Annotated in this window: 19 protein-coding genes; 4 read left to right on the forward strand and 15 right to left on the reverse strand. The window is 62.8% G+C overall.

Going from position 1 to position 23,108, the window contains the following annotated elements; translation table 11 throughout:
- Window positions 1-11 precede the first annotated feature (11 nt).
- From CNX70_RS13380 to trpS, 3 genes are all read right to left on the reverse strand, one after another.
- Entirely contained in the window at window positions 12-1,253 is a 1,242-nt protein-coding gene (locus CNX70_RS13380; RefSeq protein WP_096235081.1) for a voltage-gated chloride channel family protein, read from the reverse strand.
- A gap of 33 nt (window positions 1,254-1,286) precedes the next feature.
- Entirely contained in the window at window positions 1,287-2,876 is a 1,590-nt protein-coding gene (locus CNX70_RS13385) for a pyridoxal-dependent decarboxylase (protein ID WP_096235082.1), read from the reverse strand.
- A gap of 162 nt (window positions 2,877-3,038) precedes the next feature.
- Window positions 3,039-4,115, reverse strand: coding sequence for a tryptophan--tRNA ligase (gene trpS, locus CNX70_RS13390; protein WP_244199143.1), 1,077 nt, complete (start codon window positions 4,113-4,115; stop codon window positions 3,039-3,041).
- 297 nt (window positions 4,116-4,412) lie between these two features.
- On the opposite strand from trpS, the gene CNX70_RS13400 reads away from it, so the two are divergent.
- The gene (locus tag CNX70_RS13400) at window positions 4,413-6,359 is read left to right on the forward strand and encodes a CocE/NonD family hydrolase (RefSeq protein WP_096235084.1); all 1,947 of its coding nucleotides are present in this window, start codon (window positions 4,413-4,415) and stop codon (window positions 6,357-6,359) included.
- 121 nt (window positions 6,360-6,480) lie between these two features.
- Here CNX70_RS13400 and CNX70_RS13405 read toward each other — a convergent pair whose 3' ends face one another.
- The 6 genes from CNX70_RS13405 to CNX70_RS13425 all read right to left on the reverse strand — a co-directional run bounded on the left by CNX70_RS13405 (window position 6,481) and on the right by CNX70_RS13425 (window position 12,092).
- A complete protein-coding gene (locus CNX70_RS13405; RefSeq protein ID WP_157751004.1) occupies window positions 6,481-8,139 on the reverse strand; it encodes a hypothetical protein in 1,659 nt (552 codons plus the stop codon).
- A 128-nt stretch (window positions 8,140-8,267) separates the two neighbouring features.
- Entirely contained in the window at window positions 8,268-9,125 is an 858-nt protein-coding gene (locus CNX70_RS13410; RefSeq protein WP_096235086.1) for an EamA family transporter, read from the reverse strand.
- 7 nt (window positions 9,126-9,132) lie between these two features.
- Complete coding sequence (locus CNX70_RS28880) at window positions 9,133-9,570, reverse strand: hypothetical protein (RefSeq protein WP_244199144.1); 438 nt, start codon at window positions 9,568-9,570, stop codon at window positions 9,133-9,135.
- A gap of 35 nt (window positions 9,571-9,605) precedes the next feature.
- Window positions 9,606-9,953 carry a transporter substrate-binding domain-containing protein gene (locus tag CNX70_RS28885; protein ID WP_244199145.1) on the reverse strand — a complete coding sequence of 116 codons (348 nt, stop codon included), beginning with the start codon at window positions 9,951-9,953 and terminating at the stop codon, window positions 9,606-9,608.
- Window positions 9,954-10,053: 100 nt separating this feature from the next.
- Window positions 10,054-11,322, reverse strand: coding sequence for a TCR/Tet family MFS transporter (locus tag CNX70_RS13420; RefSeq protein WP_096238441.1), 1,269 nt, complete (start codon window positions 11,320-11,322; stop codon window positions 10,054-10,056).
- Window positions 11,323-11,441: 119 nt separating this feature from the next.
- Window positions 11,442-12,092 (reverse strand): HD domain-containing protein, encoded by a 651-nt coding sequence (locus CNX70_RS13425; RefSeq protein WP_096235087.1) that lies wholly within the window; start codon window positions 12,090-12,092, stop codon window positions 11,442-11,444.
- A gap of 331 nt (window positions 12,093-12,423) precedes the next feature.
- Here CNX70_RS13425 and CNX70_RS13430 point away from each other — a divergent pair, with 331 nt between their 5' ends.
- The 3 genes from CNX70_RS13430 to CNX70_RS13440 all read left to right on the forward strand — a co-directional run bounded on the left by CNX70_RS13430 (window position 12,424) and on the right by CNX70_RS13440 (window position 16,451).
- Entirely contained in the window at window positions 12,424-12,915 is a 492-nt protein-coding gene (locus tag CNX70_RS13430) for a chemotaxis protein CheW (RefSeq protein WP_035818113.1), read from the forward strand.
- A gap of 217 nt (window positions 12,916-13,132) precedes the next feature.
- Window positions 13,133-14,740, forward strand: a complete 1,608-nt coding sequence (locus tag CNX70_RS13435) for a methyl-accepting chemotaxis protein (RefSeq protein WP_096235088.1) — start codon at window positions 13,133-13,135, stop codon at window positions 14,738-14,740.
- A 73-nt stretch (window positions 14,741-14,813) separates the two neighbouring features.
- Window positions 14,814-16,451 carry a methyl-accepting chemotaxis protein gene (locus CNX70_RS13440; RefSeq protein ID WP_096235089.1) on the forward strand — a complete coding sequence of 546 codons (1,638 nt, stop codon included), beginning with the start codon at window positions 14,814-14,816 and terminating at the stop codon, window positions 16,449-16,451.
- A gap of 53 nt (window positions 16,452-16,504) precedes the next feature.
- Here CNX70_RS13440 and CNX70_RS13445 read toward each other — a convergent pair whose 3' ends face one another.
- The 6 genes from CNX70_RS13445 to CNX70_RS13470 form a co-directional block, all read right to left on the reverse strand.
- Window positions 16,505-17,026, reverse strand: a complete 522-nt coding sequence (locus CNX70_RS13445; protein WP_096235090.1) for a ribonuclease HI family protein — start codon at window positions 17,024-17,026, stop codon at window positions 16,505-16,507.
- Window positions 17,023-17,364 carry a hypothetical protein gene (locus CNX70_RS13450; protein WP_096235091.1) on the reverse strand — a complete coding sequence of 114 codons (342 nt, stop codon included), beginning with the start codon at window positions 17,362-17,364 and terminating at the stop codon, window positions 17,023-17,025. Before CNX70_RS13450 ends, CNX70_RS13445 begins: the two co-directional genes overlap by 4 nt.
- A gap of 36 nt (window positions 17,365-17,400) precedes the next feature.
- On the reverse strand, window positions 17,401-20,085 hold the full coding sequence (gene mgtA / locus CNX70_RS13455) for a magnesium-translocating P-type ATPase (RefSeq protein WP_096235092.1): 2,685 nt from the start codon (window positions 20,083-20,085) through the stop codon (window positions 17,401-17,403).
- A 383-nt stretch (window positions 20,086-20,468) separates the two neighbouring features.
- A complete protein-coding gene (locus tag CNX70_RS13460; protein WP_096235093.1) occupies window positions 20,469-21,128 on the reverse strand; it encodes an Asp/Glu/hydantoin racemase in 660 nt (219 codons plus the stop codon).
- A gap of 6 nt (window positions 21,129-21,134) precedes the next feature.
- Complete coding sequence (locus tag CNX70_RS13465) at window positions 21,135-21,740, reverse strand: TetR/AcrR family transcriptional regulator (RefSeq protein WP_096235094.1); 606 nt, start codon at window positions 21,738-21,740, stop codon at window positions 21,135-21,137.
- Between the two features lie 36 nt (window positions 21,741-21,776).
- Window positions 21,777-22,994 (reverse strand): Bcr/CflA family efflux MFS transporter, encoded by a 1,218-nt coding sequence (locus CNX70_RS13470; RefSeq protein WP_096235095.1) that lies wholly within the window; start codon window positions 22,992-22,994, stop codon window positions 21,777-21,779.
- Window positions 22,995-23,108 lie beyond the last annotated feature (114 nt).

Raw genomic sequence — 23,108 nt, forward strand, 5'->3', positions numbered from 1 at the left:
CCTATACCGCGTCAAGGGGGCAGATCCTTGCCCCCGTGGCGTTTGGCATGCCCGCCCCGTTGCGCCCGGTAAATGCCTGCGTGGCCGGAAAACAGGTAGGCCACGACGCAGGCGATGGCCGCGTACACGCCGATTTCGGCGCCGAACAGTTCCATCGCCATCAGGGTCGAAGCGATTGGCGTATTGGCCGCGCCCGCAAACACGGCGACGAAGCCGATGGCGGCCAGCAAGGCGACGGGCTGGTGCAGCAGCGGCCCCAGCGCATTGCCCAGAGTCGCGCCGATGAAGAACAATGGCGTGACTTCACCGCCCTTGAAGCCCGTGCCCAGCGAGACGATGGTAAACGCCATCTTGCCGAGGAAATCCCAGGCGGGCAGCGGTTCCTTCAGCGCGTCGACGATGGTGGGAATGCCCAAGCCGATGTAGCGATCCGTGCCCAGCAGCCACACGGCCAGCGCGACGACGAGGCCGCCTATCAGCGGGCGCAGCGGAGCATAGCTGATGCAGCGTTTCATCAAGGCACTTAAACCGTGCGTGGTTTGCGCAAATATTTTACCGGTCACGCCGAACAGCACGCCCGCGATCACCATGGCGGATAAAGTCCAGGCGGAAAGGGCGGGGATCAAAGGCACTGCGTAATGCGTGTGCTGGACGCCCCATAGCAGGCCCACCTGGTCGGCGATGACGGCGGCAGCCAGGCAGGGCAGCATGGCTTCATAGCGCAGGCGGCCGATGGCCAGCACTTCCAGGCCGAAGAGGGCGCCTGCCAGCGGCGTGCCGAAGACGGAGGCAAAGCCGGCGCTGATGCCGGCCATCAGGATGATGCGCCGGTCGTCATTGTTCAACCGAAACATGCGGGTCAGCTGGTCCGCCAGCGCGCCGCCCATTTGCACGGCAGTGCCTTCGCGCCCGACCGAGGCGCCGAACAAATGCGAGAGGACGGTGCCGCCCAGCACCAGCGGCGCCATGCGCAAGGGAATGATTTTTTTCGGGTCGTGGATTTCATCGATGAGCAGATTCGCGCCACCCTCGACACTGCTGCCATAGCGCAAGTACAGCCAGCCAACGGCAAAGCCCGCCACGGGCAGCAGCCAGATCAGCCAGGCGTGCGCCAGGCGCGTGCGCGTGGCCCAGTCGAGGGCGTACAGGAAACCGGCCGAGGCCGACCCTGCCAGTGCGGCCACGATGGCCGCGAGCAGCAGCCATTTCAACAGATGCTGTAACAGGTCGGTGAGGGCGCTCAGGCGGTGCATCGGGCATCCAGTCAGGGCTGATGGGTGGGTGTTTTACAGGCCCAGTTCCGCCACCAGCGCCTGGCCGATGGCGCGCTGTTCTGCCAGGATGGCGCGCAAGTGGTGGGGGCGTGTCTTGACATTCGTCATGACTACGCGCAGGACGTTGGTCGGGCCGGGGTAGCGCGTCGATTCCAGTACCGTGCGCGAGACAAAGCTGTGGCCTTGCGCCTTTTGCCGGTTTTGCAGCTTGGCGGTCAAGGTGTTCAGCTGCTGGTTCAGTTCCGTCGCCACCTCCACCTGGCCGTCGGTCAGCAAGGCCTCCATGCGCTGGCGCAAGTGCGCGGGCACGTAGCGGTAGGTCAGAATAAAGGTGTCGGAGCGCGTGACGAGTTCGAAATCCTGCTGCGCGGCCAGTAACTCCTGCAACTGGCCGGACAGGGTGGCCGCCTGCTGCAGCAAGGTCGTGTAGCCGGACACGCCCAGCACCTTGAACGACGTCCACAGTTTCAAGGCGTCGAAGCGGCGCGAGCCTTCCAGCGAGGTCTGGCCCAGGTCGCCCGAGTTGTCGCGCAAGATGTAATTGGCGTTGTGCTTCAGCAAATTCAGGCTGGCGCTGTCCTTGAACAGCACCATGCTTTGCGCCATCGGCACCCACAGCAGCTTATGCCCGTCGATGACGACGGAGTCGGCCAGGGCGATGCCGTCGTACAGCGCGCGGTATTGTTCGGCGATCAGCAGGGCGCCGCCCCAGGCCGCGTCCACATGGAACCAGATGCTTTCTCGCGTGGCAATCGCCGCCATGGCCGCCAGCGGGTCGATGGCGCCCGTTTCCGTCGTGCCGGCGATGCCGATCATGGCGACGACCTTGATCTTGCGTAATTTCAAGTCGGCAATGGTCGCTTCCAGCGCGGCGACGTCGATGCGGTTGTCGCGGTCGACGGCCACCAGCTGCAGGGCGTTTTCACCGAGGCCGAGGGTCGCCAGCGCCTTTTTCACGGAATAATGGCTGCGGGCCGAACCGATGACGGCCAGCCCCGCATGGCCAGATTCCTGCATGGCGGCAAACAGGCCACGCTTGCGCGTGCCGGGCAATTGTTTTTCGAGCGCCACGGCCAGCGCCGTCAAGTTGCCCATGGTGCCGCCATTGACGACATTGCCCAGCGCGCCGCTGGTGGCGGCCATCGCCTGCGTGTAGACGGCGTCCGGCTGCTGGTACACCTGGCGGTGCAGCCAGCCCAGGATCTGCTTTTCGATCAGGGTCGAGACATACGCCGTCTCGATCTTCACCTGGTTCTGGTTCAGGGTGGCCGTAAACGCTTCGGCCAGCACGCTGATCCAGGGCAAGGCCTGCGTCATGTGGCCGATATATTGGGGGTGGTTCAGCTGGGCCGTATTGGCCAGCACGGTGGTGTCGAGCTCCCGCAGGAATTGCGCCACGGGCATGCCGTGCGCGGGCAGGCAGGTGTCGGACAGTTGCGTCAGCAGTTCCGCGTACGGCGTGTGCGGATAGGCCGTGTCGCGTTCGGCGGCCAGCCAGCCGCCCAGCATGCGCAGGGCCTGCTGCAGGGGAGCGGGCTCCTGTTGCAGCGCATCGATGGAAAAATGCTGCTGCAGCAGCTGTTCGACAGGGGTATCGGTCATTAGCTATGTTTCAATATATGGTGACCCTAAGACAAGTGCCGGGGTCGGACCCTCAGGGTCCGACCCCAGACTCTGGTGTTGGGTTAGGCAAAAAAATGGCCCGGCGAAAGCGGGATTTTACCCGACTCCGCCTAGGCGCATCAGTTTGCTCGCTGCCGGTGGTCAGAAATAGTTCAGACCCAGCGCCGACTTGACTTCATCGGCCGTGCGGGCCGCCACTTCGCGCGCCTTGAAGGTGCCTTCCTTGAGCATCTGGATGACTTGGCCCTTGTCCTTGGCGAACTCTTCGCGGCGGGCGCGGATCGGCGCCAGCATTTCCTGCAAGACCAGGTCCAGGCGCTTCTTGACGATGCTGTCGCCCAGGCCGCCGCGCACATAATGGGCTTTCATTTCGGCCAGCGCCGTTTTTTCCGGGTCGAAGGCGTCGAGGTACGTGAAGGCGATGTTGCCTTCCAGGTGGCCCGGGTCTTCCACGCGCAGGTGCAGCGGGTCCGTGTAGACTTTTTTCACGGCGGCCGTGATTTCAGCCGAGGTCGCGCCCAGGTTGATGGTGTTGCCCAGCGACTTGCTCATCTTGGCCTTGCCGTCGATGCCGGGCAGGCGGCCGATATCGGGCACCAGCGCCTTGCATTCCATCAGCACTTCGCGGTTGTACATGCGGTTGAAGCGGCGCACGATTTCATTCGTTTGCTCGATCATCGGGATCTGGTCTTCGCCCACGGGCACCACGCCTGCCTTGAAGGCCGTGATGTCGGCCGCCTGGCTGGCCGGGTAGGTCAAAAAGCCCGCTGGAATGTCGCGCTCGAAGCCGCGCAAGCGGATTTCTTCCTTGACGGTGGGGTTGCGCTCGAGGCGCGCCACGGTGACGATGTTCAGGTAGTAGAACGTCAGCTCGGCCAGTTCCGGGATTTGCGACTGGATGAAGACCGTGGTTTTCGTCGGATCGATGCCGACGGCCAGGTAATCGAGCGCCACTTCGACGACATTGCGGTGCACCTTGTCGATGTCATCCATATTGTCCGTCAGCGCCTGCGCGTCGGCCAGCATGATGAACTGCTTGTAGCTGTTCTGGTAGCGCACGCGGTCGCGCAGGCTGCCCACATAGTGGCCCAGGTGCAAGGGACCGGTCGGACGGTCGCCCGTCAGGATCACGGATTGCGAAGCGATGGCGGCAGCCGACAGCGGTGCTGCCGGTGCGTCGTTTTGGTCTTGGGTATCTGGGGTGTTAGGCAAGCTCATCAAGTTTCCTTTTGAGCCGCCTGCATCGGGGATGATCCAGGCTGGAGCCTGTTACGCCACCGATCGAGGCGGCGTGGATCAAATTCACATCACTATGCAGTGGCCGCGCGAAAGTGAGCGGGACCACCAATTCAAGCAGGCGTGTTGTGAAGGGATAAATTTCATGGCGTTATGGTTGCAGTTCGTGCGCGTTCTGTCAAGTTGCGCCCCGATTTATCTGCCGTGCGCCGTGTGTGTGATGTATGTCAATCTTGCTTTCCGGGTACTATTGCCGATATGAATTTTTCGGAGAAGCGTATGCCTGTCGTAGCCCCCCTTCGCCTGAGCAGCCTGGCCTTGCTGTTCAGCACCTTGTTCAGCGCCCCCGCGCTGGCGCAAACGCCGCCGATGACGCCCGATATCGGCGCCAGGCTGGTGATGCCCGATGTCAATGATTACGTCAAGCGCGTGGTGATGATCCCCATGCGCGACGGCGTCAAGCTGTACACGGTGATCGTCGTGCCGAAGGGCGCGCAGCGCGCTCCCATCATGCTCACGCGCACGCCCTACAATGCGGCCCGCCGCGCCCAGCGCGCGGCCAGTCCCAGCATGCTGGCCACTTTGCCGCAGGGCGACGATACCCTGGTGGAAAATGGCTACATCCGCGTCTTCCAGGACGTGCGCGGCAAGCATGGCTCCGAAGGCGATTACGTGATGACGCGCCCCGTGCGCGGCCCGCTGAACCATACCAAGGTCGATAACGTCACGGATGCGTGGGATACCATCGATTGGCTGTCGAAGAATATTCCGGAAAGCAATGGCAAGGTGGGCATGCTGGGTTCCTCGTACGAGGGCCATACGGTGCTGATGGCTCTGGTTGACCCGCATCCGGCGCTGAAGGTGGCCATACCCATGAGCGCCATGGTCGATGGCTGGCGCGGCGACGACTGGTTCCATAACGGCGCCTTCCGCATGCCGAGCCTGTCTTACCTGGCGTGGCAGACGAGCGTGCGCGGCAGCGGCGAGGCGCCCGTGCTGGGCGTCTACGATGACTACGATGCGTATCTGCGCATCGGCTCGGCCAGCGATTACGCGAAGAAATTTGGCATCGACAAGCTGACGTACACGAAAAAGCTGTTCGAACACCCGGCCTACGACAGTTATTGGCAGGAACAGGCGCTCGATAAAATCCTGGCCAAGCGCCCTTTGACCGTGCCGACCATGCACGTGGTGGGGCAGTGGGACCAGGAAGATATCTATGGCCCCTACGCCAGCTACACGGCGATGGAAGGGCGCGACAAGCGCAACAACCTCAATTACCTGGCCATCGGCCCGTGGCGCCACAGCGGTGTCAACTATGACGGTTCCAGTCTGGGCGCCCTGAAGTTTGACGGCGATACGGCGCGCCAGTTCCGCGAAAAAGTCATGCAGCCATTCCTCAATCAATACCTGAAGGATGGCGCGCCGGACGCGAACACGGCGCCCGTGGTGTCGTACCAGAGCGGCACGAACCAATGGCAGCGCCTGCAACAGTGGCCGCTGGCCTGCGAAACGTGCGATACCAAGCTGACGCCGATCTACCTGCAGGATGGCAACACGCTGGGCTTTGCGGAGCCATCGGGCGCTGCTGGGGATGCGGCTGAAGGCGCCTTCGACGAATACGTGGCCGATCCGGCCAAGCCCGTGCCTTTCGTGCCCCGTCCCGTACGCCTGAACGATGGCGACGTGTGGAAGCCATGGCTGGTCAGCGACCAGCGCGGCTATGCGGACCGCACGGACGTGCTCAGCTACGTTTCCGCACCGTTGAAGGAAGCAGTGCGCATCGCCGGCGCGCCGATGGTCAACCTGTTTGCCGCTACCAGCGGCACGGATGCCGACTGGGTCGTGAAATTGATCGACGTGTATCCGGACGAAGTGCCGTCGCAGCCGGCCATGGGCGGGTATCAATTGGGCGTGGCGATGGACATCTTCCGCGGGCGTTACCGCGACAGCTTCGAGCACCCGACGCCGATACCGGCGGGCAAAGTGGAACGCTACCGTTTCGCCTTGCCAAACGCGAACCACGTCTTCCTGCCCGGCCACCGCATCGCCGTGCAAGTACAGTCGAGCTGGTTCCCCCTGTACGACCGCAATCCGCAAACCTTCGTGCCGAACATCTTCCTGGCCCAGCCAGGCGATTATAAAAAGGCGACGCAGCGCGTGTACCACGCGGCAGGGGCGGCCAGTGCGATCGAGTTGCCGATCGCGCCGAACGACGCCCGTTAAGCAAGTGCGCAGACAGGCGCCGATATGGGCGTCCATCAATGCTGCCGATTCCGGGCTTCCGGAAGCGGCGCACTGCTGTGTTGCCCGGCGCTGGCTCAGGAAGGCCGTCAGCGCGCCAGGCCTAGGGAATCAGTAGTTCGGCCTCGATGGGGCGCGTCAGCAGGGCGGTTGTGTTGACGGCAGGCACGCGCAATGCCAGTCCTTTCAGTGTACATACTTCGCCGGCGGGCAGCGCGGTGGCGGCGGCGGGCCTGAGCGTGAGCCGGATGCGTCCGCCCGTATCCACGCTGATGTTTTCCACCAGCGCATGGTTCTTTTCCTTGCAGGCCAGCACCGGCTGGCCGATGCTGTGCACCTGCTGCAGGCGATTGCTGTCGATGGCCCGTTCCGTATCGAAAAAATCAAGCTGGTAAGTCCAGTTGATGGCGCCCGAGCCGAATTTGGCGCCTTCGACGGGCACGGCGGGCGGCCGATAGGCCGGATGATCCGACGCCTGCACGCGCAGGCGTCCCGGCAGTAAAAGCTGTACGCTGCCTTTTTTCTCTTGCAGGCTTTTCCTGCTGGCGATCTGATAGTCGAGCACGATGCTTTCCGGCGCCCTGGAGCCGGCCGGGGCGTCGCCGGCGATGGTGAAGCGGCAAACGCCATTTTCCGTCTGGCCAACCCTGTAGTTGCTGTTTGCCAGATTCGTGGCGCCGGCCGGAGACAGCACGTCCCAGGAGTTAATGTTGCACATGTCCTTGGGGATAGCGTCGATATCGGCCCAGAACTCGAACGGTTTGTCGGTGAACATGTAGGCGCCGTTGGCGCTGCCGGTATGGATACTGGCCAGGGCAAAGGCCGCTTGCACCTGGCTCGGTGCCGGCGCTGGCGCAAACAGGCTGGCCATCGGCGTATTGGCATAGACGTAGGTCAGGTATTGGCTGACCAGCAGGTTGTTGCTGTTCGTAATCTCTGCCGACGATGACAGCGATGCGCTGAGCATGGGAAGATCGACATTGCTTTTCGCGCCGACATTGAAACGCATGCTGCGGTCGGTAGACTTTACCCGCATGCTCAGCACACCTGAAAATCCTTTGATGATGCGTAGCTTGTCGGTGTAGCCGACACCTTGCGCATAGGCCTTCCAAAAGCGTAGCAAGGTGGGTAAATCCTGTGCACTGGCGCGCAGATACAGGGGATTTTCGAAGGTGCCCTTGATCAAGACCAGGTTGGCCGTTTCCTTTGACTCCGTTTTCAGGGCGGCGCTGACGCTGGCCATCGGAATCGAGGAACCTGCATCGAGCGCCGCCGCGAGGTAGGAGCTGCAGGTGTGCCTGTAGCCGAGGGTGTCGGAGCCGACGCGCGGCGCGGCGAGGGCGCTTAAATCGAGGTTGTCGGTGAGTACATAATTGTTGTTGTCGATACGCCGGCTCTGGTCGCCATTGAGATCGTCGCTGGAGAATAGAAAACTCATCAGGCGGTTGGCGGAATCGAAGGGCACGGCATTCACTTGTTCACTTAATCCCAGCAGATTGGCCTCTTTTTTGAGCGGTGCGGGAATTTGCGAGATATTATTCTTGAGCTTGCCTTTCGGCCAGATTGCGCAATCGGTGGACAGCTGGCCGAACACCGTTTCCAGCTGTTCTTCCAATGAACCCTTGGCTGCCGTGATCTTCGGCCAACCGCTGTCCCACCATGTCCAGTCTGCGGCAGTGCTGGCCGGTGGTGCTATGCCGCCTAGCAGAAACAGGGCGCTCAGCGCGCTGGCGTGGCGCTTTCCGGAACCGAATGCTCGCATGATGCCTCCTGGCTGGTTTTTGATACCAAATAGTAAAATGAAATTATCAAAAGATGAATTCATTTCGCGACGTCGCAGAATGTGTAGTTTTGCCGCAATAAGATGCGCGCCACCCTGCGGCCTGGCGCCTAGCCCGCCCGCATCAGCATGGCCCCGGCCGCTATCAGCGCGATAGCCAGATAGCGGCGGGGGCTGATTTTTTCGCGCAGGAACAGCGCGGCAATGGCGATGGCGAACAGAATCGACGTCTCGCGCAGGGCCGCGACGGCGGCCACGCTTGCCTGCGTCATGGCCCACAGGGCCAGGCCATACGAAGCGAGGGTGCCGAAACCCCCAAACGCGGCCAGATGCCATTGCGTTTGCGCATACGCCAGCAGGCCGGCGCGGCGGTGCATCAGCGTCCACAGCAGCAGTCCGGCGCCGTTTAGCACAAAAATCCACATCGTGTAGGCGGCCGGCGCGCCGGACAGGCGCACGCCGATGCCGTCGATCAGGGTATAGCTGGCGATGACGCAGGCGTTGCCCAGCGCAAAGGCGGTGGCGCGTCCCGTGCTTTTCGCGATGCCGGCCGTGGCGGGCAGGCGCGCCGCAAAATACAGGCCGAAGATGCCTGCGCAGATGCAGGCGACGGCACCCATCTGCATGCCAGACAGGCGTTCGCCGATCAGCGGCCAGCTGGCCAGCGCCACGAGCAGCGGTGCGCTGCCGCGCATCAAGGGGTAGGCATGGCTCATGTCGCCCGCCTTGTAGGCGGCCGCCAGCAGAGAGTAGTAGGCCAGCTGCGCCACGGCAGAGGCTGCCATGTAGGGCCAGCTGGCGGGGGCGGGCGCGTGAACAAAGGGCAAGACGGCCAGCGAAATCAGGGCCGCGCCGACGGACACCAGCACGGTCGTGAGGAAAGTATCCTTGCCCGACTTGACGATGGCATTCCAGCTGGCGTGTAGCAGGGCGGCAAACAGGACGACGGCGACGACCAGACCGGACATGCGGGCCTTAGCGCGGGCGTATGCTGAGCGAGAGCAGTTCCTGGCGGTGATGACGCTGGAAGGCCTCCATCACGGTGCCCGAGCGGCCTGCCTTGTCCAGCAATTCGCGCAGGGTGGCCTGGTCTTCCGCCGTCAGGGACTTGCGTGACAGGTAGACGCCGCTCATGCCCCACGGCAGCTCCGGCAGCGCTTCCAGGCGCAGGCGGTCTGCCAGGCCGTACACGCGCGCATCGTTTTGCGCCACGCCGGCGAGGATGGTGGGCGCCATGATGGTGGCATCGATGAAGCCGCTTTGCATCAAACGCGCCACGGACAGCGCATCGACTTCATAGAACAGGCGTCCCTGGCTGCTCAGCTCCTTCGCCAGCGCCTGGTACGGTGCGCCATAGTCGTAGCCGCGCACCAGCGCCACGCGCAATTCGCGCCGCTCGATGAGTTCCTGCATGGTGTTGATAGGCGTGCGCGCGCCTTGCAGCGAGATCAGCAGGGGCGGCTGCCCAGCATGGGGATGAACAAGCCATGCTGGTCGCGCCGCAGCGTGCTGCTGGCCGGGATCAGCAAGTCTGCCTTGCCTGCCTCGAACATCGCTTCCAGGCGCGCGCGGGGCACGGCCGTGAAGATGAAATTGCAGCCCAGCTTGGCGCCCATGCTGCGCAGCAAGTCGGGATAGATGCCGCTGATGCTGGCGCCATTCACCACCACGCTGGCGCCGATGGCCGAGACGGGTACCTGGATGTCGCGCGAGCATTGCGCGCCTGCCAGCGATGGCAGCGCCAGCGCCAGCAGGGCTACGGTTCGGCGCCAGGCGCTGGAATAAAAGTCAGTCATACCCATCCTTGCTTGCCATCGAATCGCGGGCGTCGGCAACGCCTGCTTGATTATCTCATTCTCGCCTATTTATTTCTCAAGTGCAATATTATCTTGCCGACTACTTTGTGGTGGAAACCGCAAGTCTGGCCTGGCGTTGCGCCTTGAAGTAGCGCCAGGCCACCAGGATGCCCAGGGTTTGCATGATGGCGCACAGATAGAAGGTGCTGCCGATGCGCCAGTCTTGCGGCGGCAAGTGGCTCACTTCGCCGAGGATCATGCTGCCGAGCAAAGGCATGATGATGATGCCCAGGCTGCTGATCGACTGTAGAGAGCCCATCAGTTCTCCCTGTTCGCTGGCGGCCGATGCCTTCGAGATGATGCCTTGCAGGGCCGGGCCGGCGGCAAAGGCCAGCAGGTTGCACAGGATCAGCGCATACATCATCCAGCCTTGCGTGGCCAGGCCGTACAGCAAATAGGTGAGGGCGCCCGAGGCCATGCCCAGCAAGGACAGGCGCACTTCGCCGTAGCGCTTGATGAGTATGCCCAGCAAGCCGGCCTGCACCACGGCCGCGCACAGGCCCACGCAGAACAGGGCGATGCCGTTCTGGCGCGGCGTCCAGTCAAAGCGGAAATGGGTATATAGCACCCAGGTGGTGTTGAGCATCATTTGCGCAAACGTCATCAGGCCGAAGGCCAGCACCAGGCCGCGGATGTCCACGCGGCGCACCAGTTTCAGCAGGGCGGCAAACGGATTGATGCGCGCCCAGGTAAATGGCGCGCGGGGGCCCGGCTGCAGCGATTCGGGCACACAGAAATAGCCGTAGACGAAATTGGCCGCCGACAGGCCCGCCGCCACGTAAAACGGCAGGTGCAGATTGATCTCGCCCAGCAGGCCGCCCAGCATGGGGCCGCAAATGAAGCCCAGGCCAAAGGCGGCGCCGATCTTGCCGAAGCTCTTGGCGCGGTTGTCGTGCGTGGAAATGTCGGAAGCGTAGGCGGACGCGACCGACATGCTGGCCGACGAGACGCCGCCGATGATGCGGCCGATGAACAGGCAGGCCAGGTTGGGCGCCCAGCCTGTGGCGAGAAAATTGATGCCCATGCCGGCCATCGAGTACAGCAGCACGGGACGGCGTCCCACGCGGTCACTGATGGCGCCCAGCATGGGCATGAAGATGAACTGCAGCAAGCCGAAGACGGCCGCCATGATGCCGTACCAGAACGCCTGCGCTTCCTTGCCGTTGACAAAGTCGCCGATCAGAATGGGCAGCACGGGCACCACCAGGCCAATGCCCAGCATGTCGATGAAGACGCAGACGAGGATGAAATTGAGGTTGCCGGCGCGCGCGGGCGCGGAATGGCTGTCGTGGCTGGTTTTATCGGACATGCATGCTTTCGGCGCGTTGGCAAAGCGCCGGCGCGTGACAGATTTTTGGCGACGCGCGGCGCGATAGCTGAGGCTTGCATTATAGACAGCATGGGCCATGCTGGCTATCGCCACCAATGTTATGCGCTCATTCCCCATTCGTCGGCAAAGGCGGCGCGAAAATCCGTCAGCACGGCGAGGCGCTGCTCGGCCAGCGCGCGGCCCGCCGCCGTCTGCATCTTGCCGGGCAGCTTGTCGAGCTTGGTGACGATATGGTCGAGCGCGTACGCCTTGTCGTCGAGTACGCGATGCTGCGCCAGCGGGTCCGCGCCATGCGCCAGCGCGCTATCCATGCGCGCCGCCGTATAGAACAGGCGCGCCAGTCCCACGGCACCGAGCGCGTCGATGCGGTCGGCATCCTGCACGATTTGCGCTTCGATGGTGTGCGGCGGCAGATTGGCGGAAAAGCTGTGCGTCTCGATGGCGTGGGCCACGCCGGCCAGTTTTTCTGCAGGGAAATCCAGCTCCGCCAGCTGGCGGCAAGCCAGCGCGGCTGCCTGGCGCGAGGCCAGGTGACGCTCGGGGTGGTTTTTCGGCAAGTTGACCAGGTCGTGCAGATAACAGGCGGCCATCACGGTGAGGGCGTCGGCCTGCGCATGGTCTTGCAGCAGGACGGTGGCATTGCGCCAGACGCGCTGCAGGTGGTTGATGTCGTGGGCGCTGTCGTCGCCCAGGCCGGCCGTGGCCATTGCCCGCAGGCGTGGTTGCCATTGAGAAAGCAAAGAATGCATGGTTCAAGGTGGTAAAAAGCAGGGGTCGCCAGTGTGGCATAAAACGCCGCTACAGGTGGCCGTGGCGTGGCGCACCGGCGTGCCGCATTTGCCACATAAGTGTGTTTTGGAAAAGCATCGGCCCGGCGATCGCTCTTTTTTAGTGCATGTAAAATTTACATGAGGTAACATTGCCGCACGGAAATTAGAAACATAAGCTAATTGCTAGAAAGTATTTGCAAAAACATACAAGTGGCAGCCATTGCATTGCATTGTGGATGGCTCGTCACGTCCAGGCTCGCGTACAGCGTGTTCTGGCCTGCGCCCCAGGCGAGTTAACGAAAGGATTATCATGAACACCATTTCCAGCGACACTGGCGCAACCGTTGCCAAGGCTGCCGAATACCTGGCCTTTACCCTGGGCCAGGAAGAGTATGGCATCGACATCCAGAAAGTCAGCGAAATCCGCAGCTATGAAACGCCGACCCGCATCGCCAACGCGCCCGAGTTCGTCAAGGGCGTGGTCAACTTGCGCGGCATCATCGTGCCGATCGTCGACATGCGCATCAAGTTCAACCTGGGCACCCCCAGCTATGACCAGTTCACCGTCGTCATCATCCTCAATATCGGCAACCGCGTGGTCGGCATGGTCGTCGACCGCGTCTCCGACGTCACCACCCTGATGCCGGAACAGATCAAACCGGCGCCGGACATGGGCCGCTCGATCAATACGGAATATGTGATCGGCCTGGGCACCATCGACGAGCGCATGCTGATCCTGGTCGATATCGACCAGCTGATGTCCAGCGCCGACATGGGCTTGATCGAGAAACTGGCGGCGTAATGCCGCAGTGAAGAGAATTTCCCTGCATATTGTCAAAAACTATTGACAATAAGTATTGCATATCGTTTCCGCGGGGAGCACGCTAGCGCATTTTCATGGCGCACGGTTCAACCGAACCGTGCGCCAGATTTACATGGCGGGACAGATTTGGCGGCGTCCGCCATGCTGTTCCAGGCGCTGGCTGCAGGGCCTCTCTTCAGGATATTAGGATAGTCACATGAATTTGTTAAGAAACGTCAGCATCGGGGTCCGTCTGGGATTGGGCTTTGCCGTCATTTTGCTGTTTTCCATGATCATTACGGGCATCAGCGTCTGGCGCTTGCACGACGTGGCCAGCGCCACGCGCGTCATGATGGAGCAGCCATTGGCCAAGGAACGCTATATTTCCGACTGGTATGGCCGTATCGACAGCGCCGTGCGCCGCACCATCGCCATTGCCCGCAGCAGCGACACTTCGCTGAGCGGCTATTTCGCCGAAGAATCGAAAGTCTCGTCGTCCAGTTCGGCCGAGCTGCAAAAGAAGATTGAGGCACTGATCGACTTGCCCGCCGAAAAAGCCATGTTCGCGGGCTTGCTGGAACAGCGCAAGGTGTACATCAGTTCGCGCGATCAGGTCTACAAGCTGAAGGGTGAATCGCAGGTCGATGCCGCCAATGAGGTGTTTGAAAAGACCTTTGTGCCGGCTGCCGCCAAGTACCAGAAGATGGTGCTGGACTTGCTGGAACACCAGCGCGCCAGCATCGACACGACAGCGCGCGAGATCGACGCCGTCGCCAATACCAGCCGCAACCTGCTGCTGGCGCTGGCTGCGCTGGCGCTGGCCTTTGGCGTCGTCTGCGCCTGGGTCTTGACGATGGGCATCGTGCGCCCCCTGCGCACGGCCGTGGACATCGCCCGCAAGGTAGCCGATGGCGACTTGACGGCGCAGATCGATGCCAGCGCCAAGGATGAAACCGGGCAACTGCTGCAAGCGTTAAAGGATATGAACACCAGCCTGCTCAATATCGTGGGCGAAGTGCGCAGCGGCACGGACAGCATCGCCACCTCGTCGACGCAGATTGCCGCCGGCAACCAGGATCTGTCTTCCCGTACGGAAGAGCAAGCCGGTTCGCTGGAAGAAACGGCGTCCTCGATGGAAGAGCTGACCTCGACCGTGAAACAGAATGCGGACAATGCGCGCCAGGCGAATCAATTGGCGGCGTCGGCCGCGCAAGTGGCCGTCAAGGGCGGCGAAGTGGTGGCGCAAGTGGTGGGCACGATGCAATCGATCAACGCGTCGTCGAACAAGATCGTCGACATCATTTCTGTCATCGATGGCATCGCCTTTCAGACGAACATTTTAGCCCTGAACGCGGCCGTGGAAGCGGCGCGCGCGGGCGAGCAGGGTCGCGGCTTTGCCGTCGTGGCCTCGGAAGTGCGTAACCTGGCGCAGCGTTCGGCCAGCGCCGCGAAAGAGATCAAGACCTTGATCGGCGCGTCCGTGGAGCAAGTCAATGCGGGCAGCATGCTGGTGGCGCAAGCCGGTTCGACCATGAACGATATCGTCGACAGCGTGCAGCGCGTGAGCGACATCATCACGGAAATCACGGCGGCCAGCAGCGAGCAAAGCGTGGGCATCGACGAGATCAACCGCGCCATCGGCCAGATGGACGCCGTAACGCAACAAAATGCGGCGCTGGTGGAAGAATCGGCGGCCGCCGCCGAATCGATGCAGCACCAGGCGCATAACCTGGCGCAAGTGGTCAGCGTGTTCAAGCTCAATGGCCAGCAGGCGCTGAAACGCCCGGCAGCGCCGCAAACCACCTTGCGCATCGGCACACGCTGATGCTGTCGCGGCTGCCACGTGCAGCCGCAACCCCTTTTTATATAGTCTGGTTGCGCTTTTTCAGGATATTCACATGAATTTGTTAAGAAACGTCAGTATTGGTGTGCGTCTCGGCCTGGGTTTTGCTGTCATTTTGCTGTTTTCCATGGTCATTACCGGCATCAGCGTGTGGCGGCTGCACGATGTGGCCGTATCCACGCGCAACATGATGGAACTGCCGCTGGCGAAGGAACGCTATATTTCCGACTGGTATGCAAAGATCGACAGCGGCGTGCGTCGCACGACGGCCATCGCGCGCAGCAGCGACACCTCACTGGGCGCGTATTTTGCGGAAGAAGCCAAGCAATCGTCCGTCGTCTCGGGCGAATTGCAAAAGAAAATCGAAGCCTTGATTTCCAGCCCGGAAGAAAAGGAACTGTTCCGCCTGGTGAGCGAACAGCGCAAGGTCTACCTCGATTCGCGCGCGCAAGTGTCGAAGCTGAAGGCGGATGGACAGGAAGCGGAAGCGGAGCAAGCGTTCCAGGGCATCTTCGTGCCCGGCTCGACGAAATACCTGAAAGTGGTCAACGACATGCTGCAGCACCAGCGCGCCAGCATCGACGCCACCGCGCGCGAAATAGACGAGGTCGCCAAGACCAGCCGCAACTTGCTGCTGACCCTGGCCGCGCTGGCGCTGGGCTTTGGCGTCGTCTGCGCCTGGGTCTTGACGATGGGCATCGTGCGTCCGCTGCGCACGGCCGTGGACATCGCCCGCAAGGTAGCCGACGGCGACTTGACGGCGCAGATCGACGCCAGCGCCCAGGATGAAACCGGGCAACTGCTGCAAGCGTTGAAGGACATGAACACCAGCCTGCTCAATATCGTCGGCGAAGTGCGCAGCGGTACGGACAGCATCGCCACCTCGTCGACGCAGATTGCCGCCGGCAACCAGGACCTGTCTTCCCGCACGGAAGAGCAAGCCGGTTCGCTGGAAGAAACCGCGTCCTCGATGGAAGAGCTGACGTCGACCGTGAAGCAGAATGCGGACAATGCGCGCCAGGCGAATCAATTGGCGGCGTCGGCGGCGCAAGTGGCCGTCAAGGGCGGCGAAGTGGTGGCGCAAGTGGTGGGTACCATGGAATCGATCAATGCCTCGTCGAACAAGATCGTCGACATCATTTCCGTCATCGATGGCATCGCCTTCCAGACCAACATTTTGGCCCTGAATGCGGCCGTGGAAGCGGCGCGCGCAGGCGAACAGGGCCGTGGGTTTGCCGTCGTGGCCTCGGAAGTGCGTAACCTGGCGCAGCGTTCGGCTTCGGCTGCAAAAGAGATCAAGACCCTGATCGGCGCGTCCGTGGAGCAAGTCAATGCGGGCAGCATGCTGGTGGCGCAGGCCGGTTCGACCATGAACGATATCGTCGACAGCGTGCAGCGCGTGAGCGACATCATCACGGAAATCACGGCGGCCAGCAGCGAGCAAAGCGTGGGCATCGACGAGATCAACCGCGCCATCGGCCAGATGGACGCCGTGACGCAACAAAATGCGGCCCTGGTGGAGGAGTCGGCGGCGGCCGCCGAATCCATGCAGCACCAGGCGCACAACCTGGCGCAAGTCGTCAGCGTGTTTAAATTGAATGGACAGCAGGCCAGTGTCAGCGGTTTGAAGGGTGTAAAACGTCCGGCGGCCAAAACGCCGCAAGATGCCTTGCGGATCGGCCGCGCCGCTTAAGTTGCTTACCCCGTAACGGCTGGGGTCGTACCCTGAGGGTACGACCCCGGTATTTAAGCCTCTGGGGTGAAGCCGGCAATCGCCAGCTGCGACAGCCGGTCCGCCTCGCCATTCCTGTGGCGCGGCAGCCAGCGCAAGCTCACATCAGTGAATTGTTCCAGCAGGGCCACTACGGTGGCCCTGTGCATTTCCAGCCCCTTGGCGCCGACCGGCGTCGTTCCCAGCACATCATTGATCACCACCTGGCTGTCGCCGAACAGCAGCAATTGCACGGGCGGCGGGCGCACGGCCTGCGCCGCCTGCAGCACGGCGATCAGGGCCGCATATTCCGCGTCGCTGCTGCTGCCATGGCCGGCCGCCTGGCTCACTTCGATGCGCTCGCCATGCGGCCCCAGCAGCAGGGCGCCTATGCCCAGCTTGCCCGGGTTCGGATGGGCGGAACCGTCGAACCAGCCGCGCCAGGCCAGCGGGCCGCCGTGGTCCTGGCGGCTGAGCGCCAGCTGCGCGCGGCGCGCCTGCATCTTTGCTTCCTTGCGTTTTTTGCGTTCATTGCGCGCCTGCGCTTCCGCCGTCATGGCTTGAGGAGCCAGGTATCGATCAGGCTGCCTATCCAGCACGCCACCAGCACGCTCACGGCCACGGTCATGGCGGGACCGTCATTGGCGGACAGCGCATCGACTTTTTCCACGATCAGCTGTACGTCGAGGGGCAGGGCGCCACTGTCGATCTGTGCCATAACTTGGTCCAAACGTGCCATGATCTGGCGCAACACCATCACCAGGGCGACCAGGGCCGGCACAAGGAAGAGGCAGCCGCGCGCCTTGCGGTGCAAGACAAAATGCCCGCTGCCGGGAAAGACGAGGGCCGACAGCAGCAAGGCGAGATTACGTTTCGAAAGGGAGGAGCCGCTCATGCGTGCCTTTGTAAGGAGAAAGAGCGGCTCATCATACTATTGCCAGCCGAATTTGCGCAGGTACACGCGTTTCATGAACGTCGTCAGCACGGTGTAGCAGACGAGGATGCCCAGCAGCCAGGGAAAATAGCCCAACGGCAGGGCTTGCAGCTTGAAGTAGGTCGCCAGCGGTCCCATCGGCAGGAACACGCCCACGGCCATGATGGCAGTGGTGGCCACCAGCAGGGGGACGGAGGCGATGCTGTCGATGAAGGGCAGCTTGGGCGTGCGGATCAGGTGCACGATCAGGGTTTGCGTCAGCAAGCCCACGACGAACCAGCCGGACTGGAACAGGGTCTGCTGTTCTGGTGTATTCGCGCCAAACACATGCCACATCAAGATAAAGGTGCTGATGTCGAAGATCGAGCTGATGGGGCCGAAGAACACCATGAAGCGGCCGATGTCGCGCGGATTCCAGCTCAGGGGCTTCTGGATCAGTTCGGCGTCGACATTGTCGAACGGGATGGCGATCTGCGACACGTCATACAGCAGGTTTTGCACCAGCAAGTGCAGCGGCAGCATCGGTAAAAACGGCAGGAAGGCGCTGGCTACCAGCACGGAAAACACATTGCCGAAGTTCGAGCTGGCCGTCATGCGGATGTATTTGAGCATGTTGCTGAAGGTGCGCCGGCCTTCCAGCACGCCTTCTTCCAGCACCATCAGGCTCTTTTCCAGCAGGATGATGTCGGCCGCCTCCTTGGCGATATCCACGGCCGAATCGACGGAAATGCCGATGTCGGCTGCGCGCAGGGCGGGCGCGTCGTTGATGCCGTCGCCCATGAAGCCGACGATATGTCCATTGCCGCGCAGGGCGCGCACCAGGCGCTCCTTGTGCAGAGGGCTGAGCTTGGCAAACACGGTATTGTCTTCGGCCGCGCGGGCCAAAGTGGCGTCGTCCATCTCGTCCAGTTGCGGGCCTTGCAGCACGCCATGCACGGCCAGGCCCACTTCGCGGCAAATCTTCGCCGTCACCAGGTGGTTATCTCCCGTCAAGACTTTCACGGTGACGCCGTGTTCCGCCAGCGCGCGCAGGGCGGGCGCCGTCGATTCCTTCGGCGGATCGAGAAACGCCACGTAGCCGATCAGGGTCAGCGCCGTTTCATCGGCCACGCCGTACACGGTTTTATGCGGTGGCACTTCCTTGACGGCCACGGCCACCACTCTTAGCCCTTCCGCATTCAGGCCGTGCGTGGTATCGAGCACCTTGGCCAGCAGGGAGGCGTCGAGCGCTACGTCCACGCCATTCAGGCGCAAATGGCTGCAGGCGGCGAGGATTTCCTCGACGGCGCCCTTGCAGATCAGCTCATGGTGGTCATTCTTTTCGGAAACGACGACGGACATGCGGCGGCGCACGAAATCGAAGGGGATTTCATCGACTTTCACGTAATCGCGCGCCAGCTGCATTTCCGTCTGCAATTCCACATGGTCGAGCACTGCGCGGTCCAGCAGGTTTTTCAAGCCCGTCTGGTAGTGGCTGTTCAGGTAGGCAAATTGCAGCACTTCATCGGAGGGCTGGCCGAACACGTCCGTATGGCGTTCGAGCACGATCTTGTCCTGCGTCAAGGTGCCGGTTTTGTCCGTGCAGAGCACATCCATGGCGCCGAAGTTCTGGATGGCATCCAGGCGTTTTACGACGACTTTCTTTTTAGACAGTTTCACGGCGCCTTTGGCCAGGGTGCTGGTGACGATCATGGGCAGCATTTCCGGCGTCAGGCCCACGGCCACGGACAGGGCAAACAGGAATGCTTCCATCCAGTCGCCCTTGGTCCAGCCGTTGATCAGGAACACCAGCGGCGCCATCACGAGGGCGAAGCGGATCAGCAGCCAGCTGACGCTGTTCACGCCCGCTTCAAACGCCGTCGGCGTGCGCTCGGTGGCCGTCACGCGCGTGGCGATGGTGCCGAAATAGGTGCGGTTGCCGGTCGCCAGGACCAGCGCGGTGGCCGCGCCCGAGATCACGTTCGTGCCCATGAACAGCAAATTGGCCAGCTCCATCGGGTCTTTGCCATGGGCATCGGCCAGTTCCGCCATCTTTTCCACGGGCAAGGATTCGCCCGTCATGGCGGCCTGGCTGACGAACAGGTCTTTCGCGGAAAGCAAACGGCAATCGGCGGGGATCATGTCGCCGGCCGACAGCACGATGATGTCGCCCTGCACCAGCTGGCGGATGGGCAGCTCGATCTGCTGGCCATTGCGCAGCACGGTGGCCGTATTGCTGACCATGGCTTTCAGGCGCTCGGCGGCCCGGTTCGAGCGGCCTTCCTGCACGAAGCGCAGCAGAGTCGATAAAATCACCATGGTGCCGATGACGATGGTGGCCTTCGGGTCTTCCGTCAGGTAGGAAACAATCGCCAGCACGGTGAGCAGCAGGTTGAACGGATTCTTGTAGCACAGCCACAGATGCTGGTACCAGGCCAGCGGTTTTTCATGCTCGACTTCATTCGGACCCGTTTGCGCGCCGATGACTTGCGCCTCGGCATCGCGCAAGCCTTCCAGGCGCGCATGCAGGCGGTTCAGGGCGCTGTCCAGGTCTTCGTGGGCGGCGGCCAGCAGCTGGCGCGCCAGGTGATCGGGCACGGGGCGGGCCGTGCTGTTTTCCAGCGGCATGGCGCGGCGGCGGAAATGGCCGGCCGTATGGCGTTTGCGCAGGAATGATTCGAATAAGCGGGTGAAGAGATTCATGGCTCTTCCTTTCACGGCGAGGTGTTGACGGGCGGCGCAGCCGCAGGCAAGACTTGCGTGCCGCCAAGACACAATAGTGCTGGCGGGCAATCCGGGTCAGTAGCCGGTCGCGATCGGAAAGAGGGGGGAGAGGCGCGCAGCCAGACTGGCTGCGAGAGACACCGCACCTTGCTCAGCAAGGCACGGAGGAAAGAGAGTTCCGCGTTGCTTGCTGTTTAGCTGCCGAGGCAATCACCGATACAAGATCGGCTACTGTCACTAGAACAAGTACCCACGTGGGACTCCGTAAATGAATAATGAGGGCATCTTATGGATGGGCCGCAAGAGTGTCAACTGAAGAAATCTTAGGTTTCCAAAGTGTAATGTGACTGATTCGCACGACGCTAGCGTGCCTGCAACTGCGCCAGAGCACGCGCCACGCCCAGCGAGGGACTTGACAGCACCGGCACACCCAGTGCCTGCAGCGCCTGGGCAGCCGGCGCCATCGACGCTTGCGCCAGCACGATCACGTCGGCGGTTGGCGTAGCGGCCGTCACGCTGCTGGCGATGGCGTTGATGTAGGCCGCATGATCGCCATGCTGGAAGTGCGTCCACGCCGCTTCGGCCAGCAGCGACTGCAACTGTAGCGGTCGTCCCAGTGCGGCGGCCGATTCCCGCAGCAGGCGTGTGGTCGGCGCCAGCGTGCTGGCGAGGGCGGCCACCATCAGGATGCGCGGGCCTGCCAGCACGGCTGCATCGGCCATGGCGCGGTCGACGCGCATGGCGGTGAAGCGTCCGCCGGTCGGCGTGCGCTCGGCGGCGGCCCCGATGGTGGAGCAGGTGCAGACGACCACGGCCGCGCCGCTGGCTGCGGCAGCCGTCATGGCTTCGTTGACGCGCCTGTCCAGCACGGCTTCGTCGGCACCGGCTTGCTGCGCCGCCGCCAGCAAGGCTTCATCCACATGGTGTTCGGCGACCTTGCCTGGCGCCTGCGCGTCCAGAAGGCGTGCGAAGCTGGCGACATGTACAGGCGAGGTGTGCAGGAAGGAGATGAATGGCGGCATGGGTGACTAGGCCTTTTGCGCCATCGCCAGCGAATCGGAGAGGATATGCCACAAGGCCGCGTGGCGCTGCTGCAGGGCGGCGCCGCCCGCGTAGATCAGTTCCACGTGCAGGCTGTCGACGATGCCCAGGTAGGCTTGCGCGTACAGGGCGACGCGCTGGGGAGGCAGCGCAGGCGCGAATCGGCCCAGGCTGGCCACGTAGTGCTGCTGCAACTTTGCCAGCAAGGATTCGTAGCCTGTGCCGACTTCGATGCGCAGGGTGGCGGGCGGCAGGTAGGCCGTGCGCAGCAAAAAGCGCAGATGGGCCGAATCGCCGTAGCGCTGGGCCATGCGGTCGCAGTACAGGGCGCCAGCTTGCTGGCCGCCGGGCGCCGCCAGCGCCGCTTCATCGGCGAAGCTGGCGTCCATGAAGGCTTGCTCTTCGGCCAGCGCGTCGGCAAACACGTCGAGGAAGAGGGCGTCTTTGCCGGCGAAGTGCGAGTACAGCGAAGCTTTGCGCATGCCCGCCTGCGCGGCGATATCGCTGAGGGACGAGGCGTCGTAGCCATGTTCGGAAAAGTGCACGACGGCGACGGCGCAGATGTTATCGGCCGAGGCCGAGCGTTTCTTCATAGGAGGTAGTGGTGCAGGTAGTGGTGAGCTAAGGGGTCAGTGCGCGCCCGGGCTGCTGGCGTGTGCCGGATGGACGCGCGTAGTGGCCAGGGTCAGCCATGATACCAGCAGGCCGGCCACGGTCAAGAACAGCAGCCAGGGCAATGGCCCCCATTCGGACAGGCTGGCCGCCAGCGGTGTGGCCAGCGATGACAAGGTCATCTGTATGGCGCCCAGCAATGCCGCCGTGGAACCGAGCGCACGCTGTTGCGAACCCATGGCCATGGCCATCAGCGCCGCTTCCGCGATACCCAGGCCAAACAGGGCCACGAACATGCCGGGCACGACGGCGGCGATGCCGAAGCCCGCCCAGGCACCCAGCAGGGCCAGCACGGCGCCGCCCAGCATGGCGGCGCTGCCCGCCACGCAGAGGCGCACCACGCCGTACCTTTCCACCAGGCGGCCGCTGGCCATCGCGCCCAGCAGCACGGCCACGCCCGTGGCGCCAAACACCAGGCCGAAACTGCCGGCGGACAAGCCGAAATCGCGCTGATACACGAGCGACGCCCCGCCAATATACGCAAACAGGAAAAAGAAAGTGGCGGACAGGGCCAGCGCGGGCAGCAGGAAGGCGCGGTCCAGCGCGATGCGCGCATACGTGCGGTGCAGGCCGCGCGGCGAGACGCGGCGGGCGTGTGGTAGCGTTTCCGGCAAGAACAGCGCGCTATTGAGCAGGGTCAAGGCGCCCAGCGCGGCCAGGGCCAGCATCACGGCGCGCCAGCCGTAGTGCGCATCGAGCAAGCCGCCCACGGCGGGCGCCAGCACGGGCGCCAGGCCCACGATGGTCATCAACAGGGCAAACAGCTGCGCCGCTTTGACCCCATCTGCCACGTCGCGCACCATGCTCATCACCACCACCAGGGTCAGCGCCGCGCCCAGGCCCTGCAGCAAACGCGCTAGCAGCAGGGTGGCCAATTGATCTGCCTGCGCCGCCCACATGGCCGCCACGATGTAGACGGCGATGCCGGCCAAGAGCGGACGGCGCCGGCCCAGCATGTCCGTCAGGGGCCCGCACAGCAGTTGCCCTGCGCCCAGGGCCAGCAGGAAGACGGTCAGGCTCAGCTGCACATTCGCATACGAGGTGTGCAGCTCGCGCGCCATGGCGGGCATCGAGGCCAGGTACATGTCGATGCCGGCCGGACCGAGCACGGCCACCAGGGCCAGGGAGGCCGCGAGCCCAAGACTGGCGGCGGGGAGGGTGGTTTGCTGCTGCATTGCGATTCCTTCATGTCATCAAAAAAATGGGGCATGGACGCCGCCGTGTTTTTTATTGTACACTTACTGCCTACCGGTAGGTAGCTTGTTCAATCAATGAAAAGGATGAGGGCA

It is taken from the genome of Janthinobacterium svalbardense, assembly GCF_002327145.1.
In the GTDB taxonomy this organism is placed as follows: Bacteria; Pseudomonadota; Gammaproteobacteria; order Burkholderiales; family Burkholderiaceae_D; genus Janthinobacterium; species Janthinobacterium tructae.

Coding starts and splice junctions, on each gene's coding strand:
- CNX70_RS13380 (WP_096235081.1), bottom strand. CDS start 1,253: ATGCACCGCCTGAGCGCCCTCACCGACCTGTTACAGCATCTGTTGAAA.
- CNX70_RS13385 (WP_096235082.1), bottom strand. CDS start 2,876: ATGACCGATACCCCTGTCGAACAGCTGCTGCAGCAGCATTTTTCCATC.
- trpS (WP_244199143.1), bottom strand. CDS start 4,115: ATGAGCTTGCCTAACACCCCAGATACCCAAGACCAAAACGACGCACCG.
- CNX70_RS13400 (WP_096235084.1), top strand. CDS start 4,413: ATGCCTGTCGTAGCCCCCCTTCGCCTGAGCAGCCTGGCCTTGCTGTTC.
- CNX70_RS13405 (WP_157751004.1), bottom strand. CDS start 8,139: ATGCGAGCATTCGGTTCCGGAAAGCGCCACGCCAGCGCGCTGAGCGCC.
- CNX70_RS13410 (WP_096235086.1), bottom strand. CDS start 9,125: ATGTCCGGTCTGGTCGTCGCCGTCGTCCTGTTTGCCGCCCTGCTACAC.
- CNX70_RS28880 (WP_244199144.1), bottom strand. CDS start 9,570: ATGCAGGAACTCATCGAGCGGCGCGAATTGCGCGTGGCGCTGGTGCGC.
- CNX70_RS28885 (WP_244199145.1), bottom strand. CDS start 9,953: ATGACTGACTTTTATTCCAGCGCCTGGCGCCGAACCGTAGCCCTGCTG.
- CNX70_RS13420 (WP_096238441.1), bottom strand. CDS start 11,322: ATGTCCGATAAAACCAGCCACGACAGCCATTCCGCGCCCGCGCGCGCC.
- CNX70_RS13425 (WP_096235087.1), bottom strand. CDS start 12,092: ATGCATTCTTTGCTTTCTCAATGGCAACCACGCCTGCGGGCAATGGCC.
- CNX70_RS13430 (WP_035818113.1), top strand. CDS start 12,424: ATGAACACCATTTCCAGCGACACTGGCGCAACCGTTGCCAAGGCTGCC.
- CNX70_RS13435 (WP_096235088.1), top strand. CDS start 13,133: ATGAATTTGTTAAGAAACGTCAGCATCGGGGTCCGTCTGGGATTGGGC.
- CNX70_RS13440 (WP_096235089.1), top strand. CDS start 14,814: ATGAATTTGTTAAGAAACGTCAGTATTGGTGTGCGTCTCGGCCTGGGT.
- CNX70_RS13445 (WP_096235090.1), bottom strand. CDS start 17,026: ATGACGGCGGAAGCGCAGGCGCGCAATGAACGCAAAAAACGCAAGGAA.
- CNX70_RS13450 (WP_096235091.1), bottom strand. CDS start 17,364: ATGAGCGGCTCCTCCCTTTCGAAACGTAATCTCGCCTTGCTGCTGTCG.
- mgtA (WP_096235092.1), bottom strand. CDS start 20,085: ATGAATCTCTTCACCCGCTTATTCGAATCATTCCTGCGCAAACGCCAT.
- CNX70_RS13460 (WP_096235093.1), bottom strand. CDS start 21,128: ATGCCGCCATTCATCTCCTTCCTGCACACCTCGCCTGTACATGTCGCC.
- CNX70_RS13465 (WP_096235094.1), bottom strand. CDS start 21,740: ATGAAGAAACGCTCGGCCTCGGCCGATAACATCTGCGCCGTCGCCGTC.
- CNX70_RS13470 (WP_096235095.1), bottom strand. CDS start 22,994: ATGCAGCAGCAAACCACCCTCCCCGCCGCCAGTCTTGGGCTCGCGGCC.